Origin of the sequence: Pseudoalteromonas ardens (assembly GCF_030125445.1) — a bacterium.
GTDB classification, from domain to species: domain Bacteria; phylum Pseudomonadota; class Gammaproteobacteria; order Enterobacterales; family Alteromonadaceae; genus Pseudoalteromonas; species Pseudoalteromonas ardens.
In genome coordinates this window covers 25,139-43,982 of the sequence record NZ_JASJUV010000010.1, presented here as the reverse complement: position 1 = coordinate 43,982, position 18,844 = coordinate 25,139, and the positions used below count along the sequence as shown (strand labels likewise).

Genomic DNA, 18,844 nt, shown 5'->3' with positions numbered 1-18,844 from the left:
CCGGTCGGGGAGGCGTCTGGGCTGCGCGCCATTGCTAAGATGATCCTGTCGCTGCCGAACTGAGCCAACCTACCGATCGGCTGCGAACATTACCCTAATAGCAATAAGCGGAAGGAATACAACATGAAATCACTCAAAGCGATCAGCATTGCACTTGCCAGTATATTGGCCTACTCAGCACCCGCCAGCGCCTACTGGACGCAAATTTTGGTCTGCCCCAAAAAGAAGGTCACCGTAAACCATGTCGCCTACCACTGTACCTATAATGGCACATTGTTCAACGCTGCTAATAATGGGGACAACACGCACGTAACCATCGGACGATACGTCTATGGTAAAAGCTGTGACGGCCAAATATTCGAAGGCAACTATTATCATAACGGGGCGAGATACACCGGATACTTATCGCTTGTCGGCATCACCGACGCCAGCTATACGGAAGTAAAATGGGTCGACGACCCGGATAACTGCTACCTCAAAGATGTCTGGGTCGATGACATGGATAAAGAATGTATCCGCAATAACAATTGCCCGGGTGACTGATAATTGAAACGGTCAGCGTTTGCACGCATCGTCAAACGGCATAATCCTGCGACTTTCACCCTATTCGCCTACTCAGGGTGTGAATACTTGGTCTGACTGAGTTCAGCCATAATGCTGCGACACGATGAATCACAAGGTACCTTGCCCGGCACGGTGTCTTATTGGCCCCCTGCGGTACCTGAGATTATGACCCCGACCATGGTTGCCTGCCATGGCCTTCAAGCAAAAGCCAGCTAGCCTGGCTTTTTTCCTTTAGCCAAATACACAGCGAAAGCAGGCCCCCTGTGGTTTTTGCAAATAGACCAAGTCGCCGCCATGACTGACCATGATCTGCCGCGACAGACTCAGGCCAATGCCCGATCCCTGCTGTTTAGTCGTGAAGAAAGGCACAAACATCATATCAATGACATGGGCTTCAACGCCCGGCCCATTATCGCGGATCTCCACATACACCTGCTGTGCCTCATTTTGTGCCAGCGTCAGCTGAATTACCGGGTTGTCGATTTGCTGAGTGCCGCCTTGCTGCACTTGCTCAATGGCCTGAACCGCATTGGTGAACAGGTTTATCAACACCTGTTCGATCTGTCCGGGATCCAGCATCACCAGCAGCTTGGTTGACACGCTCAGCTCACACTGGATCCCTGCCGCACTAAGTTGGTTTTTGTGTAAGGCCACTAACCGCTCCAGCAAAGGCGCCAGGGAGGTGGGACTCAGGCTCGGGCGCGGCAAACTGCTGATCGCCCTGAAGCGGGTAATAAACGCCCCCAGATGCTCAGTGCGCGCAGCCAGTGTATTCAATGCCAGGATCAAATCGTCTTTATCGTCTTCATCATCAAAACACAGTGCATCGGGCAACAGCCCCTGACAAGACTGGGCGATCGAAGACAAAGGCGTGATGGAATTCGCCACTTCATGGGTTAACACCCGGGTCAGGCGCTTATAGGCCTGTTGTTCTTTGCTGTTCAGGGCAGTATGAATGGAGGTCAGGGTGATCACCTTACGGATCTGACCCTGAATTTGTGCAACGCTGATCTGTACCGACAAAGTATCCTGCTGCTCACCACGCTGCCAGGGCGCACTGGTTTTTAACTGCGTATCACAACTTTGAATTAACGCGCCAATATGAGCCAACTCAGCCACGCTGCTGACCGACTTACCCAGCAGGCGTGCCGCCGCCGGGTTGGACTCTATCACTCTACCCTCGCTGTCACACACTAGCACTGCCAGCTCAATGTGCAGTAACAAAGCCTGGAAAAACTGTGCCTGTTGCTCAGCTTTGAACCGCGCAGCCTGCAAAGTATGACGGACCTCGTCATACTCCTTGTGCAGCGGATGACTGGGACTGAGTCGCAAAGAACTGTCGCCATTCACCAGCGCCCGGATCACCGCCGTACTTTGTCGTTGCTGCCGGGCAAACAAGGTGAATACCGCACCACAGCATACGACGATAAGTAGCAAGACGAGTAACCAGGTGGCACTGATCCCACGGTGAAGATACTGCCCGGTTGCAGCGCTGACCAGCACACACAACAGGCCCAACTGCAACCCAAGTAACCAGCGGGGGTGACGTTTCAGATAGGACATAGTTACTCCCTACAGCCCATATTTTTCCAGTCGCCGATACATGGCACCGCGCGTCAACCCCAGCGCTTTGGCAGCGTGACTCACATTCCCCTGATAGTGCTTAAGTGCTGCACGAATGGTTCGCTGTTCCAGCACTTCCAGATCGAATGTATCGTAACTCCCACTGCTACCTTGTGTGGCCTCCAATGAGGTCGCGGTCGCGCCAATCACAGACGTCACATCCAGCGTATCGCCATCCGATAAAATCACGGCCCGCTCAATCGCATGGGCCAGCTCGCGAACGTTACCGGGCCAGCCATATCCGCACAGCGCAGCCATATCTTGCTCAGTGATCTGCAATGCGCGTTTGTATCTGTGTGCAAAGTGTGCCAGGTAATAATTCACCAGCAAAGGAATATCCTCGCTGCGCTCCCTCAGCGGAGGCAGGCGGATTTCGACCGTATTGATGCGGTACAACAGATCCTGCCTGAAGCGTCCTTCATTGACCGCCTGTTGCAGATTGTCGTTAGTCGCACAGATCAGGCGGATATCCACATCAAGCGGTTTGGTGCCACCCACTGGGGTGATGCACCGATTCTGTAGCGCCGCCAGCAAGGTGGCCTGATGGTTTAAAGGCAAATTCCCAAGCTCATCAAGGAACAACGACCCGCCACTGGCCAGCTCAAACCGGCCTATTTTATCGGCTTTGGCATCGGTAAAAGCGCCTTTTTTGTGGCCAAACAGTTCGCTTTCAAACAGCGCATCAGAAATGGCGCCCATATCCAGACTGATCATGGGCTGTGCAGCACGCAGACTGGTGCGGTGAATGGCGTGAGCGGCCAGCTCTTTGCCAGTGCCGCTTTCACCGGTGATCAGGATATTAGCATCAGACTGAGCCGCTTTGTCTATGGTCGCAAACACCTGTTTCATGGCCGCACTTTGGCCCAAAAAGTCAAAGGCCGGGCCCGTTGATGACTCACTGAGCGCCTGATTCAGTCCTTGTGTCTGGCGGGTCAGCTTACCCAGCTGCTGCTTGTCTTTGGCGTGAGCAAACGCCGCCGCAACCGCCCCCAGTAACTGCTCGTTTTGCCAGGGCTTCGCAATAAAATCTGCCGCGCCGGCCTTGATGGCATCCACCGCCAGCTGAATGTCACCATAGGCGGTCATCAGCAAGACCACGATGCTGGGGTCCTGCGTAATGATTTTCTTCAGCCAGTAAAAACCTTCCTGACCACTGATGGCATCACGATTAAAGTTCATATCCAGCAGGATCACTTCAATGTTGTGGGCTTTAACCAGCTGTTCAATATCAAACGGATTGTCGGTGGTTTTGACCACCAGGTAGTGTTGTTTGAGCAGCAACCTCGCCGCGATCAGAATGTCCGGGTTGTCGTCCACCACCAAAATGGCCCCGGGTTGTTTTGCGCTCACGATCTGTCCCTAATTTATTTTTATTGGCTTATTAGCTTAGCGTATTGCGCGAGGATGTGTCCATTTATGGGCAGTTGCGGGATGCCGACTGTTCTATTAGCGGACACCTGCGTCAGGAAAGCAAGCCAAATAAAACGCTAGCCCCTTGTATTTATTGCATTTTTAAGGTTGGCACGTGGTTTGATTACTTTAGTTCATACACCCGAACCGCATCAGACAGCAGGAGTTGCACTATGGATAAGAAGATAGAACGCTCAGGACTTAACAAGCACCTTAAGACGGGCGTCGCGGTTAGCTTAATATTAGCAACCGCCCTTGCTTATGCTTTTACACAATCGAGCAGCACCGGGCGCAGCCAAAATGTACCACTCAACAGCCTGACCATCAGTACCGTAACACAAGGCCAGTTTGTTGATGCCCTGAGTCTGCGTGGTCAGGTGGTGCCCAAAACCACCATTTACCTCGACACCGTCGCAGGCGGACGGGTTGAAGAGCGTCTGGTTGAACAAGGTGAGTATGTTGAACAAGGTCAGCCACTGGTGCGCCTGAGTAATACCAACCTGCAACTGGATGTCATGAGCCGTGAAGCGCAAGTTACCGAACAGCTTAACTTTCTGCGTAACACCCAAATGAACATGGAAACCAGCCGCCTGAACCTGCGCCGCGATCTGCTGGAGATTGAACTGCAGATCAACCATCTGCAAAGGCGCTACACACAATCGGTGTTACTGGCTAAAAAAGGCATGCTGGCCCAGGACAAGTTGGATGAAATCAAAGATGATTTGGCCTACTACAAAGCCCGTAAGGAACTGACTCTGGATCGTCAAAAACAGGAAAACACCATCCGCGAAGTCCAGGTTGCACAGCTCGAAGACAGTGCTGAGATGCTGCAAAAGAACCTGCAATTTGCCCGCCACAACCTCGAAAACCTGTTGATCAAAGCACCGGTGTCTGGCTATCTGAGCGAGCTGGACGTTGAAATTGGCGAATCCAAAGACCGTGGCGCACGCCTGGGTCAGATAGACATACCGAATGAATACAAACTGACGGTCCGTCTGGATGAGTTTTATCTCAACCAGGTACACAGCGGCATGGCGGTACACGTCTCATTAGGCACCGAGCAAGTTAGCGCGCACGTCAGCAAAATCGACAGCCGAGTCACCAATGCGCAATTTCAGGTAGAAGTGGCGCTGCCAGCCGGGCTGGATGGCATAAAACGCGGCCAGAACCTGGATGTGGCTCTGATGCTGGGTGATAGCAAAAACAATGCCCTGCTGGTCAAACGCGGAGCGTTTTATACCAGCAGCGGAGGTAACTGGGTTTACGTGGTAGCGGGCGATACCGCGATCCGTAAAAATATCGTGCTGGGCAAGAAAAACCGTGACTACTTTGAAGTATTAGACGGACTGGCACTGGGCGATCAGGTGATCACCTCCAGCTACAGCCACTTTGATAAAGCACAGACATTACAACTGAACTAGTCCCTGAAAAATAACAACGCACAACCACAGAATAAAGGATGCCAAGATGATTAAACTGACAAACTTAAGCCGCGTGTTTCGCACTGAAGACGTCGAAACCACAGCACTATGCGAGATTAATTTACAGGTCAGTGAGGGCGAGTTTCTGGCCATTATGGGCCCCTCGGGCTGCGGTAAATCAACCCTGCTGTCTATTTTAGGCATGCTCGACTCACCCACCTCAGGTGCGTTTGAATTCGCCGGGACCGACATCGCCGGATACAGCGAAAAACGCCTCGCTGAACTGCGTAAAGCATCCATCGGCTTCGTCTTTCAGAGCTTTAACCTGATAGATGAACTGACCGTATTCGAAAACGTTGAGCTGCCCCTGCAATATCAGAACATCTCCAAAACCGAACGTAAACAACGGGTTGAAGCCATTTTAAAACGCGTGGCCATTGACCATCGTGCCGATCACCTGCCCCAGCAATTGTCGGGCGGCCAGCAGCAACGGGTTGCCGTTGCCCGAGCGCTCGTGATCAACCCTAAGCTGATCCTGGCGGATGAGCCCACCGGTAACCTGGATTCCAGAAACGGCGAAGAAGTCATGGCCATGCTGCGCGAACTCAACCGCGAAGGCACCACAGTGATTGTGGTTACCCACTCAGAAAAAGAAGGGGCTTATGCCGATCGTCTGGTCCGTCTGCTCGACGGCCAGGTCATGCTGGACAAAGCCAACAGCGTTTCCCCCGCCGCTTAACGCACCGGAATTAAAAAGGATGTATCTGTTATGATTGTGAATTATTTTAAAACCACACTCAGGGCGATTAAAAAAGACACCCGTCACTTTGCCCTTAATCTGGCCGGTTTTAGCATTGGTCTGGCGGCCGCCATTATGGTGGCGTTGTTTGCGGCCTATGAGCTGTCTTTTGACAAGCAACACCCCCATGCCGAGCGTGTATACCGGGTGCATACCGATTACCGTGCCTGGGGTCTGCAACTGATCGCAGCCTCAGACTCGCAACAGGCCCTGAATATGCAAAACCATGCGCAGGTTGAAGACATCATGATGCTGGTGTCCACCGACAACCTGGCATACTCAGCCGAGCCGATGGCGCTGGACGTCAGTGTGGCGGGCGAGCAGGTACGCCTGAGCAAGGTCTATCTTGCCTCAGCCAATTTGCCAGAGTTTATCAATATGACAGTGCTGCATGGCGACCTGAACAATGCCCTGAGCCGCCCGGGTTTGCTGGCTATCAGCCGGGCACAAGCGCTGCGTTTGTTTGGCAGTGTGAATGCCGTAGGCAAAACCCTGTCATATACACAAGGTCAGTATGAAGTGGCTGCGGTATTTGACGACTTGCCTGACAACACCCATTTTGTATTCGAAACCTTAACGGCACTGCCCAAGGCCACCAAAATGCCCTTTATTGGTTATGTCTATATGCGCCTGGCTGAAGGCACAGAGGCTAAGCTTATCGCCAAGCAGATGACAGAGGTCATGCGCGAGCAGTCGACCGGCCGCCGCAAGCTCAGAGCCATAGAATTAAGCCGCCTGTCAGAGTTGCACTTTCACAGCAGTGGCCCGTTTGAGATGAAACAAGGCGGCTCTCGTCTGGTCATGCAGGTCTGCATTGCATTAACCGTTTTGTTGCTGGTGATTGCCAGTGTGAACTTTATCAATCTGAATATTGCCGGCGCTGCAAAACGTGCCAAAGAAGTGGGTGTGCGCAAAGCACTGGGGGCCAGTAAGCCACAACTGTTCACCCAGTTTTTAACGGAATCTTTGTTTATTGTGATGGTGGCCGCGCTGGTTGCCCTGGCCTTAGTGGAAATGATGATCCCCTATGCCAATCAGCTGCTTGAACGCAGCCTGTCATTGAGCTTCTCGCCCTTGTTTTTGGTCGCGGTGATGGGGGTCGTGGTGCTGATTGGGGTGATCTCAGGCCTCTACCCGGCGCTGTTTATCGCCTCATTCAGTGCCAAGCGGGTGCTCAGTGGCGACCTGCAACGCGGTAAAACGGCCATCTGGGTTCGCAAGCTGACACTGGGACTACAAGGGGCACTGTCGGTGGCGCTGATTGTTGCCGCAGCCGTGGTCTACAAACAAATGGCGCTGATCAACGATCTGCCGGTTGGCTATGCGAAGCATGATCGTCTGATCATCAAAAACCTGCCCGCAGAAGCGTTGTATCAGGAAGCTGAACCTCGGGTACTGAGAACCCTCAAAGCTCTGCAAGGCGTCGCCCAGGTCACTCAGTCAGATACCCTGCTGACCAATGATATGAGCTCAGAACTGTTTTTGGTGTTTCCAAACGGTGAGCGCCTGGAAGGCACACAGCCGACCGTTGCCACCGGCTTCCACGCGGTTGAAACACTGGGCCTGGAGCTGATAGCAGGTCGGGATTTCTTGCCTCAGTTTGCCAGCGACTGGATCCAAACCAGCGATGACAACATCCGCTCGTTCTCTGTGCTGCTCTCACAGAGTCTGGCAAAACAAGCCGGCTACGATGACCCCAGCGTGTTGCTGGGCCAGACCCTCAGCTCGCACACAGGCACAGCCCGTGCCACGGTGGTTGGCATTATCAAAGACATTAAAATTGGCTCAGCACGTCAGCAGCAACTCCCCGTGTTACTGACTGCGGGGGACATAAATGTCGCAATTGGTACTCTGGTGCTCAAGCTGCAACCGGGTACAAACAAAGCACAGGTGATGCGCCAGGCCGAACAAATCATTCGCGACGAGCTGGCGATACCTGAAGTCGAGATCAGCCTGATTGAAGACGACTATCAGCGTGCCCACATCAACGAGTTCAGAATGCAGCAACTGGTGCTGCTGTTCAGTACGCTGTCGATTGTGCTGACCTGTATGGGGATTTTGGGGCTGGCGTCGTTTGCGACCATTCGCCGCCAAAAAGAAGTGGCTGTGCGCAAAGTGTTAGGGGCATCACGGCTCAGTATAGTGACTATTTTATCTAAGGAGTTCATCACCATAGTCGGCATAGGGGGGTTACTGGCCATACCGCTGAGCTACTGGGTGATGAGTGCCTGGCTGAATAACTTTAACGAACGCATTGAGCAGGCAGCCTGGGTGTATGCCGCCGCCACACTGGGTGTGCTGGTCATCACCTGGCTGACCGTTGCCTGTCTGGCCTTTAAAGCGGCTAGCACCCGTCCTTCGCTGATACTGCGTTATGAGTAACAGCCACAGTTAGCCACGACCAGGCGGCACACAGACCTACTGCTGTGTGCCGCTTTTTTCTTATTTACCCCCAAACAAGCGCTGTAACAGCACTGCACGCTCAGTGCGCGGTATCACCATTGCCCGGTCGATATCAGCCTGAGTCAGCACCCTGCCATGATGCGAAGACACATACTGCGAAACTTCAATTCCCTGCTTGTTGAGCGTGTCCACCAGCGTATCCAATCTATGGTAAATATCTAAGTCTGGCCAGCGAGCTGGTGAGTGCAGCGCCTGTTCGAAACTGCTGCCAAACATGTCCTCTGTCATTAAAATCTGTGAGTCAGGCAGGTAGACAATCAGGTTATGTGCAGCATGGCTGTTGGGCACATCCAACAGACGAATTTTTCCAGCAGCCAGCGTGTAGGAGGCAGGGATAGGTGCAATGTTAACGCGTGGGCCCAGCTCAGCCTCTACCGCCGCTTGGTCGGCCGGATGAACAAGCAAGGTGGTGTTCTCAGCCTGCGTATCTGCTAAGCCTCTCAGGTGATCGGTATGATGGTGTGTCACAATGTGATACTTCACAGGCTTATCAAGTGAGGTACTGTCTCTTAATTTGCTCAGTGCTTTCGCCCATGCGCCGGCCTGCTCGCTCATCTGCCAGGTGCCTGCCGAGATCAGATAATCACCGGCATCAACAAATAAGGTATAACCCCAATCCTGACCAACAAAGTACACGCCAGCTGCCAGCTCACGTATTGTCAGCCCGGCAACATCAAACGGCTTTACTTTTGGCGCGCGCTGATAAGCCGCAGGAATTTGAAACACCGCCTCGCCGGGCTGTCCAACGTTAAGCGTGCGCGCTCGACTGTGATAAAGCGGACCCTCTGCGGTACTAACCAGCACGTGAGATGCCCACAGAATACCCTGAGTTTTACGATGCGCCATAAAGTCATAAAACCGCTTTTTACCTTGCTGCTCAGTCATCACCCGGCTCAGTGCGCCACTGTTCTGGTTCAGATAGAGTGTATGTGTGGTCTGCGGATCATCATCCAGTGGTGCAGTCATCACATCATGGGGGATACCTGCGATATAAGCCTTATCCAGCCACTGACTGGTTTGTTTAAGCCTTGCCAGTTTACGCACGATCAGGGTATCCAGCATAGCTTCAAAGCCCAGCGTGGCATTCTCAAAGGAGATACGCTGGCTCGGCTGATACCGCTGCAAAGCATGATCAATGCTGATGCCCTTTCCCGCGCTAAACAAGCGGTGAGTCACTTCAGGCGTATCACTGCCATGACTGCCCACCCGGCGAGTGTTAGCCTGTTTAAACACCTTACGTTGCGCGGTAAAATCAATGTGATATTCGCTTTGCAACTCGCTCATATAAGTCACCATCGGGCCCTGCAAGGCATGGCCGCTCAGCCACTGTGAATAATGGTAGAAGGATTCATTGACCGACAAGCCCGCTATCGTCAGTAAGCGTTCACCTCCGTAAGCCTCAACCGTGCGTTCAATGATCTGCGCCTCGCGCGTTTGAGCATGAGAAAGCGGACAAACGCCCAGTGTAGCCAGCGCGCAACACAACACCAACATGGATGGGCGTTTTAGTATCAGCAACATCCCGGGGATCAGAGTACTCAGCCACTGAGAGACGTGTTTAAAATCGTTTCCGGAAGAACAGATAAAGCGTTTGTTATTATCAAAATACATAGGATTAGCGCTCTTTTATTATTGTCTGAGCGCCATTGGATACCATGGCGCAGCGCAACACCACAAAGCCACCCTAATGAAAAGCTGATGAATTGATGAGGGGTTAGAAATTACCGGGTTAACATACAGAAGATAAATCTAATATATTGAATAGAATAGATAAGTTTTAATGTACTCCAACCCGTTCCCCTGCGCTATTCCGTGCTCTTTACTCTGCCACCACATGCGCTTTTCTCATCCATCCCGTGCCCCTTCCGCCGTCATCCCGTGCTTGACACGGGATCCACTCACCGGCGACTCATAAGTTAGCGATGCAAAAACACATGACTTTCACATTACATACGCTGAACTTGTGTCGTATTTTAGATGCGTCCCGGCTCGGAGGCCGGGGTGGCAAGGGAGGCTTATCTGGCGCGACTCAGCAAAGTGATTTCACTTAGGCACAGCGAACCTCATATCCCTGCCAGCAGCAAAACACTGTCACAAATAACAGACCTGCATCCGCTGTTGCACACCTCGACAGACACAACATTGCGCCGTACACTCAATGCCGGATTCAGGCAGTAGCGGATTATAATGACACAGACAAGATTCTTTATTAACGCATATGAAATCGACCTCTCCCGCAGTGTCGTGATCCTCAATGACCAGCACACCCATGTAGAGCCAAAGGTGTTGCAGGTTCTGCTATTGCTGGCACAGCGCCAGCGCGAACATGGCGAGCAAGTTGTCACTCATCAGGAGATTATGACCCACGTCTGGCAGGGCGTTGAAGTCGTGCCCAATGCCCTGCAACGCTGTATTGCCATTTTGCGTAAAGTACTGGGAGACGATGCTAAAAATCCCACCATTATCGCTACCCACCCAAAGATAGGATACCGCCTGCTGGTCCCGGTACGCTGGCCAAAAGCAGAGTCAAAAGCTGCAGCAACTGAAACCCAAAAACCTTACCTGAAGCTAGTTATAACATTAGTAAGCACACTCTTACTGAGCACCTTGGTATACCTCAACTGGCCCACCAAGCCACTGCCCGAATACACTCGCCTCACTCCGGTGACCCACACTGATGCTCATGAATCTCATGCCCTATTCAGCCCGGATGGCCAGCATGTGATCTTTAACCGCTATGCGGGCAACTGTAGTAGCCATTTGTGGGCAAGACACCTCGATAGTGGCAAAGAGTTTCAACTCAGTAATACACCCGGCCAATTTGGCGGGCCCAGTTTTACCCCGGATGGCAGAGAGCTGGTGTTTGCAGCCAAAGCGGACTGCGATCAAGACACAGCCTCCGACAAAACGCACACATGCTGGGCGCTGGCCACGTTAGATTTCGCCCAGGCACTTGCTAAACCCCAAGCCATTGAACCACGCTACCTGTGCAGCTCAGGCCAGCCCCACACACCTAAAGCGCTGCCCAATCATGCTTATGTCTTCTTACAACACAGCCCTGACCAAACCCGGCTGCTTCAATACGGCGACTTAACTAAGGCTGTCAGCCCCTTATATTCCGCCACAGATGACTACCTGTATCACTTTGATTATCACGCGCCCAGCCAGCGTTTTGCGTTGTTTAGCCGGGATAAGCAGCGCAACCACAGATTGACGCTCCTGGATAAAAACGCGCAAACACTTCACAACAGCCCGATAACCCTGCTTCCCAATATGGACCCCAATGCCCTGCTCGCCGGCCATTTTTCTGCCGATGGTCGTACCCTGTTGGTTGTCAATCAAGGTCAGTTATATAGTCTGGAACTGAACGGCGAATTGAGCCTGCTACCGACTCCGGATACCAGTCTGGTATCCGCAGCTCGGCACCCGGACAATCGTACTTTGGTGGCGGTGACTGGCAGAAAAGACATTGATATCGTAAAGCTGGCGCTCAATCACGGTGATCTGGCTGTGACCACACAAGCCCCCGATCTGAACACCCGCTCTCTGCCCTACCCGAGCTTGTCACGCACCCAGGCCCAAGAGCGGCAGCCTCAGTATTCACCGGACGGTCAGCATATTGCGTTCATATCCAATCGCAACGGAGTGGATCAGCTCTGGGTTTGGCAAAATGACCAGGTCATTGCACTCAGCGATGCCAGCTTCCCCCATTCTATCCACGGGTTTGTCTGGTCGCCCGATTCAACTCAACTGCTCTGGGCGCAGGGGGGTAAACTGTACCGCACTGGTTTGTCTGGCCAGCAACACAGCCTGAGCACAAGATTGCCCATTCATTCTGTACAAGCCTGGCATCAATCGGGACAAGTGCTGATGCTGATAAACGACCCCATGCCCGGTGGTTTATATCGTTATGATTTAGCAAGCAACCGGCTGACTAAACTGGGGATTAACGGCGTCAAGCGCGCATGGCAGGTAGATGAGCAGGTGTACTACAGTGATGCTCAGGGCAAGGTAAAGCGCTTTATGCCGGGCGAAGATCCCGCCGACGCCATAACGCTCCCTTCACTGAACGGGCGCGCTATGGTGATAAAAGGCGAGCATATCTACAGCGTCGACCAGACAAACCTCACGCTGAACCAGTACGACTTAGACGGAAGCCTGCTCAACACGCTGCGCTCCCTGAAGCCCACCGCCTGGAAAATCAGCGACGTTCACGGGGAGCAACTGCTACTGGAGCAGTTTATCGGTATCGATCAGGAGCTGGTGTTGATTAACTAAAAGCAACAGCCCCTTCTGTGACATCCCGTGCTTCATTACCTGTCATCCCGTGCTTGACACGGGATCTACTAAAAAACCCTCTTGGTTTATCAGTAAGAGACACCGCCCCGAACAGCTGTACCTGAGGGTTAATGGCCAAACTTAATGCGTACACCCGCATTCACAATAAAGCCATCGTTGCGCGACCAGATATCCGTTGTCCACTGGCCACTCACCGCCTGCTGTGGCAACAACAACGGATGCTCATCGGTTTGCTTCACATCCAGCAGGTTCTCGAAGTTGATAAACCAGCTGTAACGCCCGGTGGTGATCTCGCCCATCAGGCCCAGATGCCAGTAAGGATCAGACTCAGTGACATACGGGTTAGCATTGAGGCGCTGCGGCCCTGTGTAATAGGCTTCAAACCCGGCGCGGAAGTTACCGTGCTGCTCCCACATGGCAACAAATCCGGCCGAATGTTTAGGCGTGAGCGCAATCTCTGTGCGCGTCTGACCATCCACGCTTTGGGTTGCATCCAGATATAAATAACTGGCAGTCAGTTTTACGTCGCGCCAGTAATAACGCAGCAGCACTTCTGAGCCGCGGATCTGACTTTCACCCAGCGCATTGATCAGCCGTACCTGAGTGGGCTGGGTGCCATCTGTTGTCGGCACGACCTCCAGCTCAGTGACATTATCCACATTCGAGCCAAACAGGGTCAGACTGGTTTCAACCGAATCAAAGGTGTAGGTAAAGTCCAGCGAGGCGGTTTCGGCTTCTTCTGCCTGTAAATCACCAACGGGTGCTAAGCGCGATAAACCCGCGGCTTCGATGTCTTCCACAAACGGCGTTGGCGCAAAATAGCCCTGCGCATAGGAGCCGCGTACCGTCAGCTCACCCGGACGATACAACAAGGTCACTCGGGGGCTGAACTGAGTACCATATTCATTGTGATCATCCACCCGCGCACTCACTGAGGCGGTCAGCGTATCGCTCAGCGTGTGATCCAGCTGCGCGAACAGGCCCGGCACCTCATAGCTGTAATCAAAAGTCGGAAACGTCTCTGACTCAAACACATCCGACTGATAGGCCACGCCCAGTAGCCAGTCGGTGGTGTCGTTGTAGCCACTGACACTGGTTTCAAACAAATAACTTTCGTGCTTGTCCTCTTCCAGCACCAGGCCAAAGCCGTGCTCATGATTTTGCACCATGGCCGATGAACGCGCATGCAGCGTAAGCGTGTCGGACATCGGCTGGCTATACACAAACCCACCGTCCAGACGTTCTGAATCCTGCGTTTGAACGTACGGATTGCCATCCGCCATGGTAAACCCAGCTTTAGTCCCCCCGTTGCGCTGCTCGGTCATGGCTCCGGCCGTGACATACAGAGTTTCGCCCTGCTCTCCTTCCCAAAACAAACGCGGCCGTGCTGTGTAGCGCTCATACCCGGCCAAATCGAACCAGCCGTCGTTGTCTATGTCTTCGGACTTCTGATGGTGTGCACCCAGCGTCAGCGAGCCTTTCAGATCATCAGTCAGCGGGCTTTCAATGTAAGACGTCAGATCCTGCCCATCACGGGTGGTCAGATTCAGTAGCACCTCGCCCTTGAATTCGTCGCCCGGTTTACGGGAGATCAGGTTGATCACCCCGCCCAGCGCCGAGCCACCATATAAGGACGACGCCGAACCTTTGATGATCTCAACCCGGCCTAAATCCGTGGGTGGAATTTGTAACAGGCCAATCGACGCGGCCTGATTACCATACAGCGGCAGACCATCGGCCAGCAGCTGAGTGTAGCGACCATACAAGCCCTGCAATCGAATATTGGCACTGCCCAGCGCTGGCGACGTGGTTTGCATGCGCACGCCACCGGTTTCGGCTACCAGCATAGAAATATTGCCCGGGCGCATCGCCGCCTTTTCTTCGATTTCTTCGCGGTTGATCAGCTCCACCCGCACCGGCTGCTCATCAGCAATACGGCCAGAGCGCGTCGCCTGAATGACGATTTTTTCCATCTCATGGCCATGCTCATCATGGTGCTCACCTTCTGCGTGTGCATCATGGTCCCCGTCTTCATGCTTTTCTTCAGCATGGGACTCATGTTCATGATGTTCAGGCCCCGGCGCAACCAGCGCAGCACTCACAGCAGTGGCCAGCGGACTCAGCGGCGCCGCCACACTCACCGACATCCCCAGAGATAAACAACTTAATGACAAAACCAAACCGGCAGAACGAAACGTATCAGACATAACTATTTACTTGACCCTCAGGACAGGAATAAATGATACTGCGGATGCTAAAGGTTACAGCGACTGGAAGGTCAATATGAAAATCAGCGAACTTGCGACGAAATCCCAGATAAATGCGAAAACCATCCGCTATTATGAACAAGTTGGTTTAATCAGCGCACCACAACGCGCCAGCAACGGCTATCGCCACTATCAACCGGGCGATGTAGACACCCTGATCTTTATCCGCCGCTGCCGCGAGCTCAACATCCCGCTGGACGACATCAAACGCCTGGTAGAAGTACAGGCCGACCCCAACGCCTCCTGCGCCGTGGTCGATAAAATCATCGCCGAACAACTCGCCCAGGTACAGCGCGCCCAGCGCGAACTCGCACTGCTGGAGCAATCCCTGCAAACCCTCGCCTCATGCAGCGCCGAGCAGGTTGACCAGTGCACCATTTTGCATAAGTTGAAGGCGCGGGAAGGCTAAACCTACACATCAAACCGTTGAGGCTCACTCATACTTTTAGTACAAACGTGGTAAGCTAAGCACCACTTATTGATGTAAATTAATGCCAGTGCAGCGTTTTATTTGTACAGTAAAGTCGCGCCCGAGCGTATTAAAAGGACTACCCGTGATCCCAAATTATCAGCAATTTATGCGCCCTGTTTTAGAAGTTGCTGCGCAAGCAAATGGTGCAGAAGTTAAACTGCGCGATGTTGTAAACCAGATAGCCGACAAGTTTGCCCTGACAGACGCCGAGCGCACAGAAACCCTGCCAAGCGGCAAACAAAGTGTAATTGACAACCGTATTGGCTGGGCAAAAACCTATCTGGTAAAAGCCGGGTTACTGGAATCCCCACGCAGGGCACATATTGCTATAACTCCTCGCGGCATAAAGGCAGTGCACAGTCAAAGCGAAATCAACAACACCTATTTGCAGCAGTTTGATGAGTTCGTTGCTTTTACTCAAAAGAGCAACGACACACAACAACACACCAAGCCATCAATAGTCACAACCTCTCAGCAAGCGGAGCCCATCAGCGATATCACACCCGATGAAGCATTGCGCGCCGCCTATAAAAAAATCAATAATGCACTGGCTGAAGAGCTGCTACAACGTACCCGCAAAGTCACGCCAGCTTTTTTTGAAGACTTGCTGATTGAACTACTCGTCGCCATGGGCTATGGCGGTACAGGTGAAGGCGCCGCTCATGCTCTGGGAAAAAGCGGCGATAACGGGGTAGATGGCGTGATTGACCAAGACCCACTCGGCGTTGACCAAATATATATTCAAGCCAAACGCTACGCAGAGGGTAACAACGTCAGCGCAGGTGACATTCGTGACTTTTTTGGCGCTCTCAACTTGAAAAAAGCGCACAAAGGTATCTTTATCACCACCTCAGATTTTACAGCCTCAGCCATCGATACCGCACAAAACTTAGGTACTCGCATCGTTTTAATCAACGGCCATGAGCTCGCCAGACTGATGTTGCGTTACAATATCGGTAGCAGAGACGAGCAGGTATTACACCTGAAGAAAATAGACGAAGAATTTTTTGAAAGTTAACCCCGAGAATCAGTATGCCATTAACGTTATCTCAACTAGAAAGACATCTATTCAATGCCGCTGACATACTACGTGGCAAGATGGATGCATCAGAATTTAAAGAATATATTTTTGGCATGCTGTTTTTAAAACGCTGTTCAGATATTTTTGAAGAACGCCGTGCAGAGGTAATAAAGGAACAAATATCGAAAGGCAAAGACCAAAATAGTGCAACGGAAATTGCAGAAGCCAAGGAATGGTACACTAGCACATTTTATGTTCCACAGACATCTCGCTGGAAATACCTCATCAACCAGCATGATGAAAATGTTGGTAGTTACCTAAATAAGGCACTTGGAGGATTAGAACAAGGCAATAGTTCGCTCCAAGAGGTTTTAAGTCATATAAACTTCAACCGAAAAATTGGACAAAGACAATTAACAGACAAAGTACTGCGTGATTTTATAAATCATTTCGATCAGCTGTCTCTCTCTGATAAGAGTTTAGAAAATGGCGACATATTAGGTGAAGCCTTTGAATCATTTTTAGGTTACTGCGCTGAAAGTGCTGGAAAAAAAGCCGGAGAGTTTTATACACCAAGAGCAATAGTTCAATTGCTTGTAAAACTGGCTGCCCCTAAAAATAACACTTCTATCTACGACCCTTGCTGTGGTTCTGCTAGCTTACTTGTTGAAGCCAAAAAGCATGTAGCTAATATGACAGATGACAATGCTAATTTAGCTCTTTATGGGCAAGAAGTAGCCGGAGTAACTTGGTCAATAGCTCAGATGAACATGCTCTTTTCCGGTGCATCATTAAGCAACCTCACTAACGAAGACACCTTAGAAAGTCCAGCTCATGTAGATTGTGATGGCACGCTTACACAATTTGATAGGGTGTTATCAGTTCCTCCATTTTCTTGTCGTTTTAGTACCCGAGAAAAGAGTGTACAAAAAGAAATTAAATACCCTGAAAGGTTTAAATATGGTTCAGGCACTAAAACTACTGATTTAATGTTCTTACAGCATATGCTTGCTACTTGTAAAGCAAACGGGAAAGTAGTTTCCGTTGTCCCTTTTGGACCGCTTTTTCGTAATTTGCAAGAAAAACAGATTCGCTCAGGTATTGTCGAAGATGACCTATTAGAAGCTGTTATCGCACTACCACCGGGCCTATTTTATGGAACCGGTATACCTGTAGCTATCTTAGTCCTTAACAAAAAAAAACCAAGCGAACGAAAGTGGCAAACTATATTTGTTGATGCTTCGCACGACTACACTGAAGTTCGCTACGCGAAACGCTTAAGTTTAGAAATCATTCAAAAAATAACTAACGCGTACTTTTCTTTTTCCTCTGAAGGCAGTTACTCAAAACTAGTCGATATTAATGAAATCCGTGAAAATGACTATAATTTAAGCGTAAGAAAATATATTGATAATTCGCCCGTTTTACAAAGGATCAATGAACTAAACGCATACCACAAAGCTTTTGAAGAGTTTACCTTTTCGCCCAACAGCAAAAACTGTGTAGTGAAATCCATAGAACCACCTTCTGATAAGCCTCGTTCAAATGCTGTAGTTTTAGCCAGAACGGTTACGAACAAAAAAAGGTGTATCGACCATAGTGAAATAGGCGAAAGAAAAAAAAGCCTCTTCTATGAGCTGCAATTTGATGAAGAAATAGTTTCGAATGCTTATGTAAAGCTATTCTTCGAGTCAGAACTGGGCAAACTCACACTGTCGCACCTTCCTCGTGGAACTGCGATACCTATGCTCACAAAGCAAGACATTGAGAGTGTGACTATTTTTATTCCTAGCAAAGTTGAACAAACTAAAATTGTAGACTTAGCCAGAAAGCTTGATTTAGCAAGAGAGCAACTTGCTGAATACAAAAATGAATTGCTTACAAAACCCGCTTTGTATCGAGAAGTAGAATCCAGGACAGATGACTTAGTTTATGAGCTTTCAACCTTAGATGAAATCAGCAGAGTAAAGCACCTCATAAAAATAAATGAGACACAGCGGATTGAGTTCAAACAAACATTTTTCGCCAATGCTGATGATTTGGGTTTTGAGTTCAGTAAGGGTGACAGAGAATACAAAAAAAAGTGTTTTGAAGAGCAATACAAAATAGCTAAAAATATTGCAACTTTTTTAAACACAGACGGAGGTACCCTATTGATAGGCGTAACTGACGATAGCCAGGTCTGTGGAATCGAGAAAGAAATGCAACATATCAAAGAAGTTAAAGCTGAAGGTTATATTAAGCGGCTTGCTGAACTTACAGCCAATATAATCGGCGAAAGAAATAACAAATGGGTAAAATATTCATCCGTTGAAGTTGATGGAAAAACAGTTATTGTAATTGACTGCAAACAGGCCACAGAGCCAGTTTTAATTCCTAGTAAAAACAAAGATGGGAAAATTCATAGCGAGCCAACAGAGTTCATTATTAGACGCGGTACAGCATCAGTAACTCTCAGAGGTTATGAGCTGCTAGGATATATAGAATCACACTTTAAGAAGTAAA

The 18,844-nt window shown here is 50.7% G+C and carries 12 protein-coding genes; 8 read left to right on the top strand and 4 right to left on the bottom strand.

The features are described 5' to 3' along the window. Nucleotides 1-123: 123 nt before the first annotated feature. Nucleotides 124-543, top strand: coding sequence for a hypothetical protein (locus tag QNM19_RS22040; protein WP_049865926.1), 420 nt, complete (start codon nucleotides 124-126; stop codon nucleotides 541-543). A gap of 252 nt (nucleotides 544-795) precedes the next feature. Here the strand turns inward: QNM19_RS22040 and QNM19_RS22035 are convergent, their stop codons facing one another. Beyond that, on the bottom strand, nucleotides 796-2,127 hold the full coding sequence (locus QNM19_RS22035; RefSeq protein WP_049865925.1) for a sensor histidine kinase: 1,332 nt from the start codon (nucleotides 2,125-2,127) through the stop codon (nucleotides 796-798). Between the two features lie 9 nt (nucleotides 2,128-2,136). After that, a complete protein-coding gene (locus QNM19_RS22030) occupies nucleotides 2,137-3,537 on the bottom strand; it encodes a sigma-54-dependent transcriptional regulator (RefSeq protein WP_049865924.1) in 1,401 nt (466 codons plus the stop codon). Between the two features lie 233 nt (nucleotides 3,538-3,770). Here QNM19_RS22030 and QNM19_RS22025 point away from each other — a divergent pair, with 233 nt between their 5' ends. The 3 genes from QNM19_RS22025 to QNM19_RS22015 are packed head-to-tail and all read left to right on the top strand — an operon-like array spanning nucleotide 3,771 to nucleotide 8,199. Beyond that, the gene (locus tag QNM19_RS22025) at nucleotides 3,771-5,018 is read left to right on the top strand and encodes an efflux RND transporter periplasmic adaptor subunit (RefSeq protein WP_049865923.1); all 1,248 of its coding nucleotides are present in this window, start codon (nucleotides 3,771-3,773) and stop codon (nucleotides 5,016-5,018) included. 46 nt (nucleotides 5,019-5,064) lie between these two features. Next, nucleotides 5,065-5,757, top strand: coding sequence for an ABC transporter ATP-binding protein (locus tag QNM19_RS22020; RefSeq protein WP_049865922.1), 693 nt, complete (start codon nucleotides 5,065-5,067; stop codon nucleotides 5,755-5,757). Between the two features lie 30 nt (nucleotides 5,758-5,787). Beyond that, a complete protein-coding gene (locus tag QNM19_RS22015) occupies nucleotides 5,788-8,199 on the top strand; it encodes an ABC transporter permease (RefSeq protein WP_284027215.1) in 2,412 nt (803 codons plus the stop codon). Nucleotides 8,200-8,259: 60 nt separating this feature from the next. On the opposite strand, the gene QNM19_RS22010 is transcribed toward QNM19_RS22015, so the two are convergent. Beyond that, entirely contained in the window at nucleotides 8,260-9,891 is a 1,632-nt protein-coding gene (locus QNM19_RS22010; protein WP_284027214.1) for an MBL fold metallo-hydrolase, read from the bottom strand. Between the two features lie 576 nt (nucleotides 9,892-10,467). On the opposite strand from QNM19_RS22010, the gene QNM19_RS22005 reads away from it, so the two are divergent. Next, a complete protein-coding gene (locus QNM19_RS22005) occupies nucleotides 10,468-12,558 on the top strand; it encodes a winged helix-turn-helix domain-containing protein (protein ID WP_284027213.1) in 2,091 nt (696 codons plus the stop codon). A gap of 128 nt (nucleotides 12,559-12,686) precedes the next feature. On the opposite strand, the gene QNM19_RS22000 is transcribed toward QNM19_RS22005, so the two are convergent. After that, nucleotides 12,687-14,786 carry a TonB-dependent receptor plug domain-containing protein gene (locus tag QNM19_RS22000; RefSeq protein WP_049865165.1) on the bottom strand — a complete coding sequence of 700 codons (2,100 nt, stop codon included), beginning with the start codon at nucleotides 14,784-14,786 and terminating at the stop codon, nucleotides 12,687-12,689. Between the two features lie 76 nt (nucleotides 14,787-14,862). On the opposite strand from QNM19_RS22000, the gene QNM19_RS21995 reads away from it, so the two are divergent. From QNM19_RS21995 to QNM19_RS21985, 3 genes are all read left to right on the top strand, one after another. Continuing rightward, nucleotides 14,863-15,255 (top strand): MerR family transcriptional regulator, encoded by a 393-nt coding sequence (locus QNM19_RS21995; protein ID WP_049865164.1) that lies wholly within the window; start codon nucleotides 14,863-14,865, stop codon nucleotides 15,253-15,255. A gap of 145 nt (nucleotides 15,256-15,400) precedes the next feature. Next, nucleotides 15,401-16,336, top strand: coding sequence for a restriction endonuclease (locus tag QNM19_RS21990; RefSeq protein ID WP_049865163.1), 936 nt, complete (start codon nucleotides 15,401-15,403; stop codon nucleotides 16,334-16,336). Nucleotides 16,337-16,350: 14 nt separating this feature from the next. After that, on the top strand, nucleotides 16,351-18,843 hold the full coding sequence (locus QNM19_RS21985; RefSeq protein WP_284027212.1) for an N-6 DNA methylase: 2,493 nt from the start codon (nucleotides 16,351-16,353) through the stop codon (nucleotides 18,841-18,843). Nucleotide 18,844 lies beyond the last annotated feature (1 nt).

Excerpts from the sequence above, each read along its gene's own strand:
- QNM19_RS22010 (WP_284027214.1), bottom strand. The coding sequence starts at position 9,891 with ATGTATTTTGATAATAACAAACGCTTTATCTGTTCTTCCGGAAACGAT.
- QNM19_RS22000 (WP_049865165.1), bottom strand. The coding sequence starts at position 14,786 with ATGTCTGATACGTTTCGTTCTGCCGGTTTGGTTTTGTCATTAAGTTGT.
- QNM19_RS22020 (WP_049865922.1), top strand. The coding sequence starts at position 5,065 with ATGATTAAACTGACAAACTTAAGCCGCGTGTTTCGCACTGAAGACGTC.
- QNM19_RS22025 (WP_049865923.1), top strand. The coding sequence starts at position 3,771 with ATGGATAAGAAGATAGAACGCTCAGGACTTAACAAGCACCTTAAGACG.
- QNM19_RS21995 (WP_049865164.1), top strand. The coding sequence starts at position 14,863 with ATGAAAATCAGCGAACTTGCGACGAAATCCCAGATAAATGCGAAAACC.
- QNM19_RS22040 (WP_049865926.1), top strand. The coding sequence starts at position 124 with ATGAAATCACTCAAAGCGATCAGCATTGCACTTGCCAGTATATTGGCC.
- QNM19_RS21985 (WP_284027212.1), top strand. The coding sequence starts at position 16,351 with ATGCCATTAACGTTATCTCAACTAGAAAGACATCTATTCAATGCCGCT.
- QNM19_RS22015 (WP_284027215.1), top strand. The coding sequence starts at position 5,788 with ATGATTGTGAATTATTTTAAAACCACACTCAGGGCGATTAAAAAAGAC.
- QNM19_RS22005 (WP_284027213.1), top strand. The coding sequence starts at position 10,468 with ATGACACAGACAAGATTCTTTATTAACGCATATGAAATCGACCTCTCC.
- QNM19_RS22035 (WP_049865925.1), bottom strand. The coding sequence starts at position 2,127 with ATGTCCTATCTGAAACGTCACCCCCGCTGGTTACTTGGGTTGCAGTTG.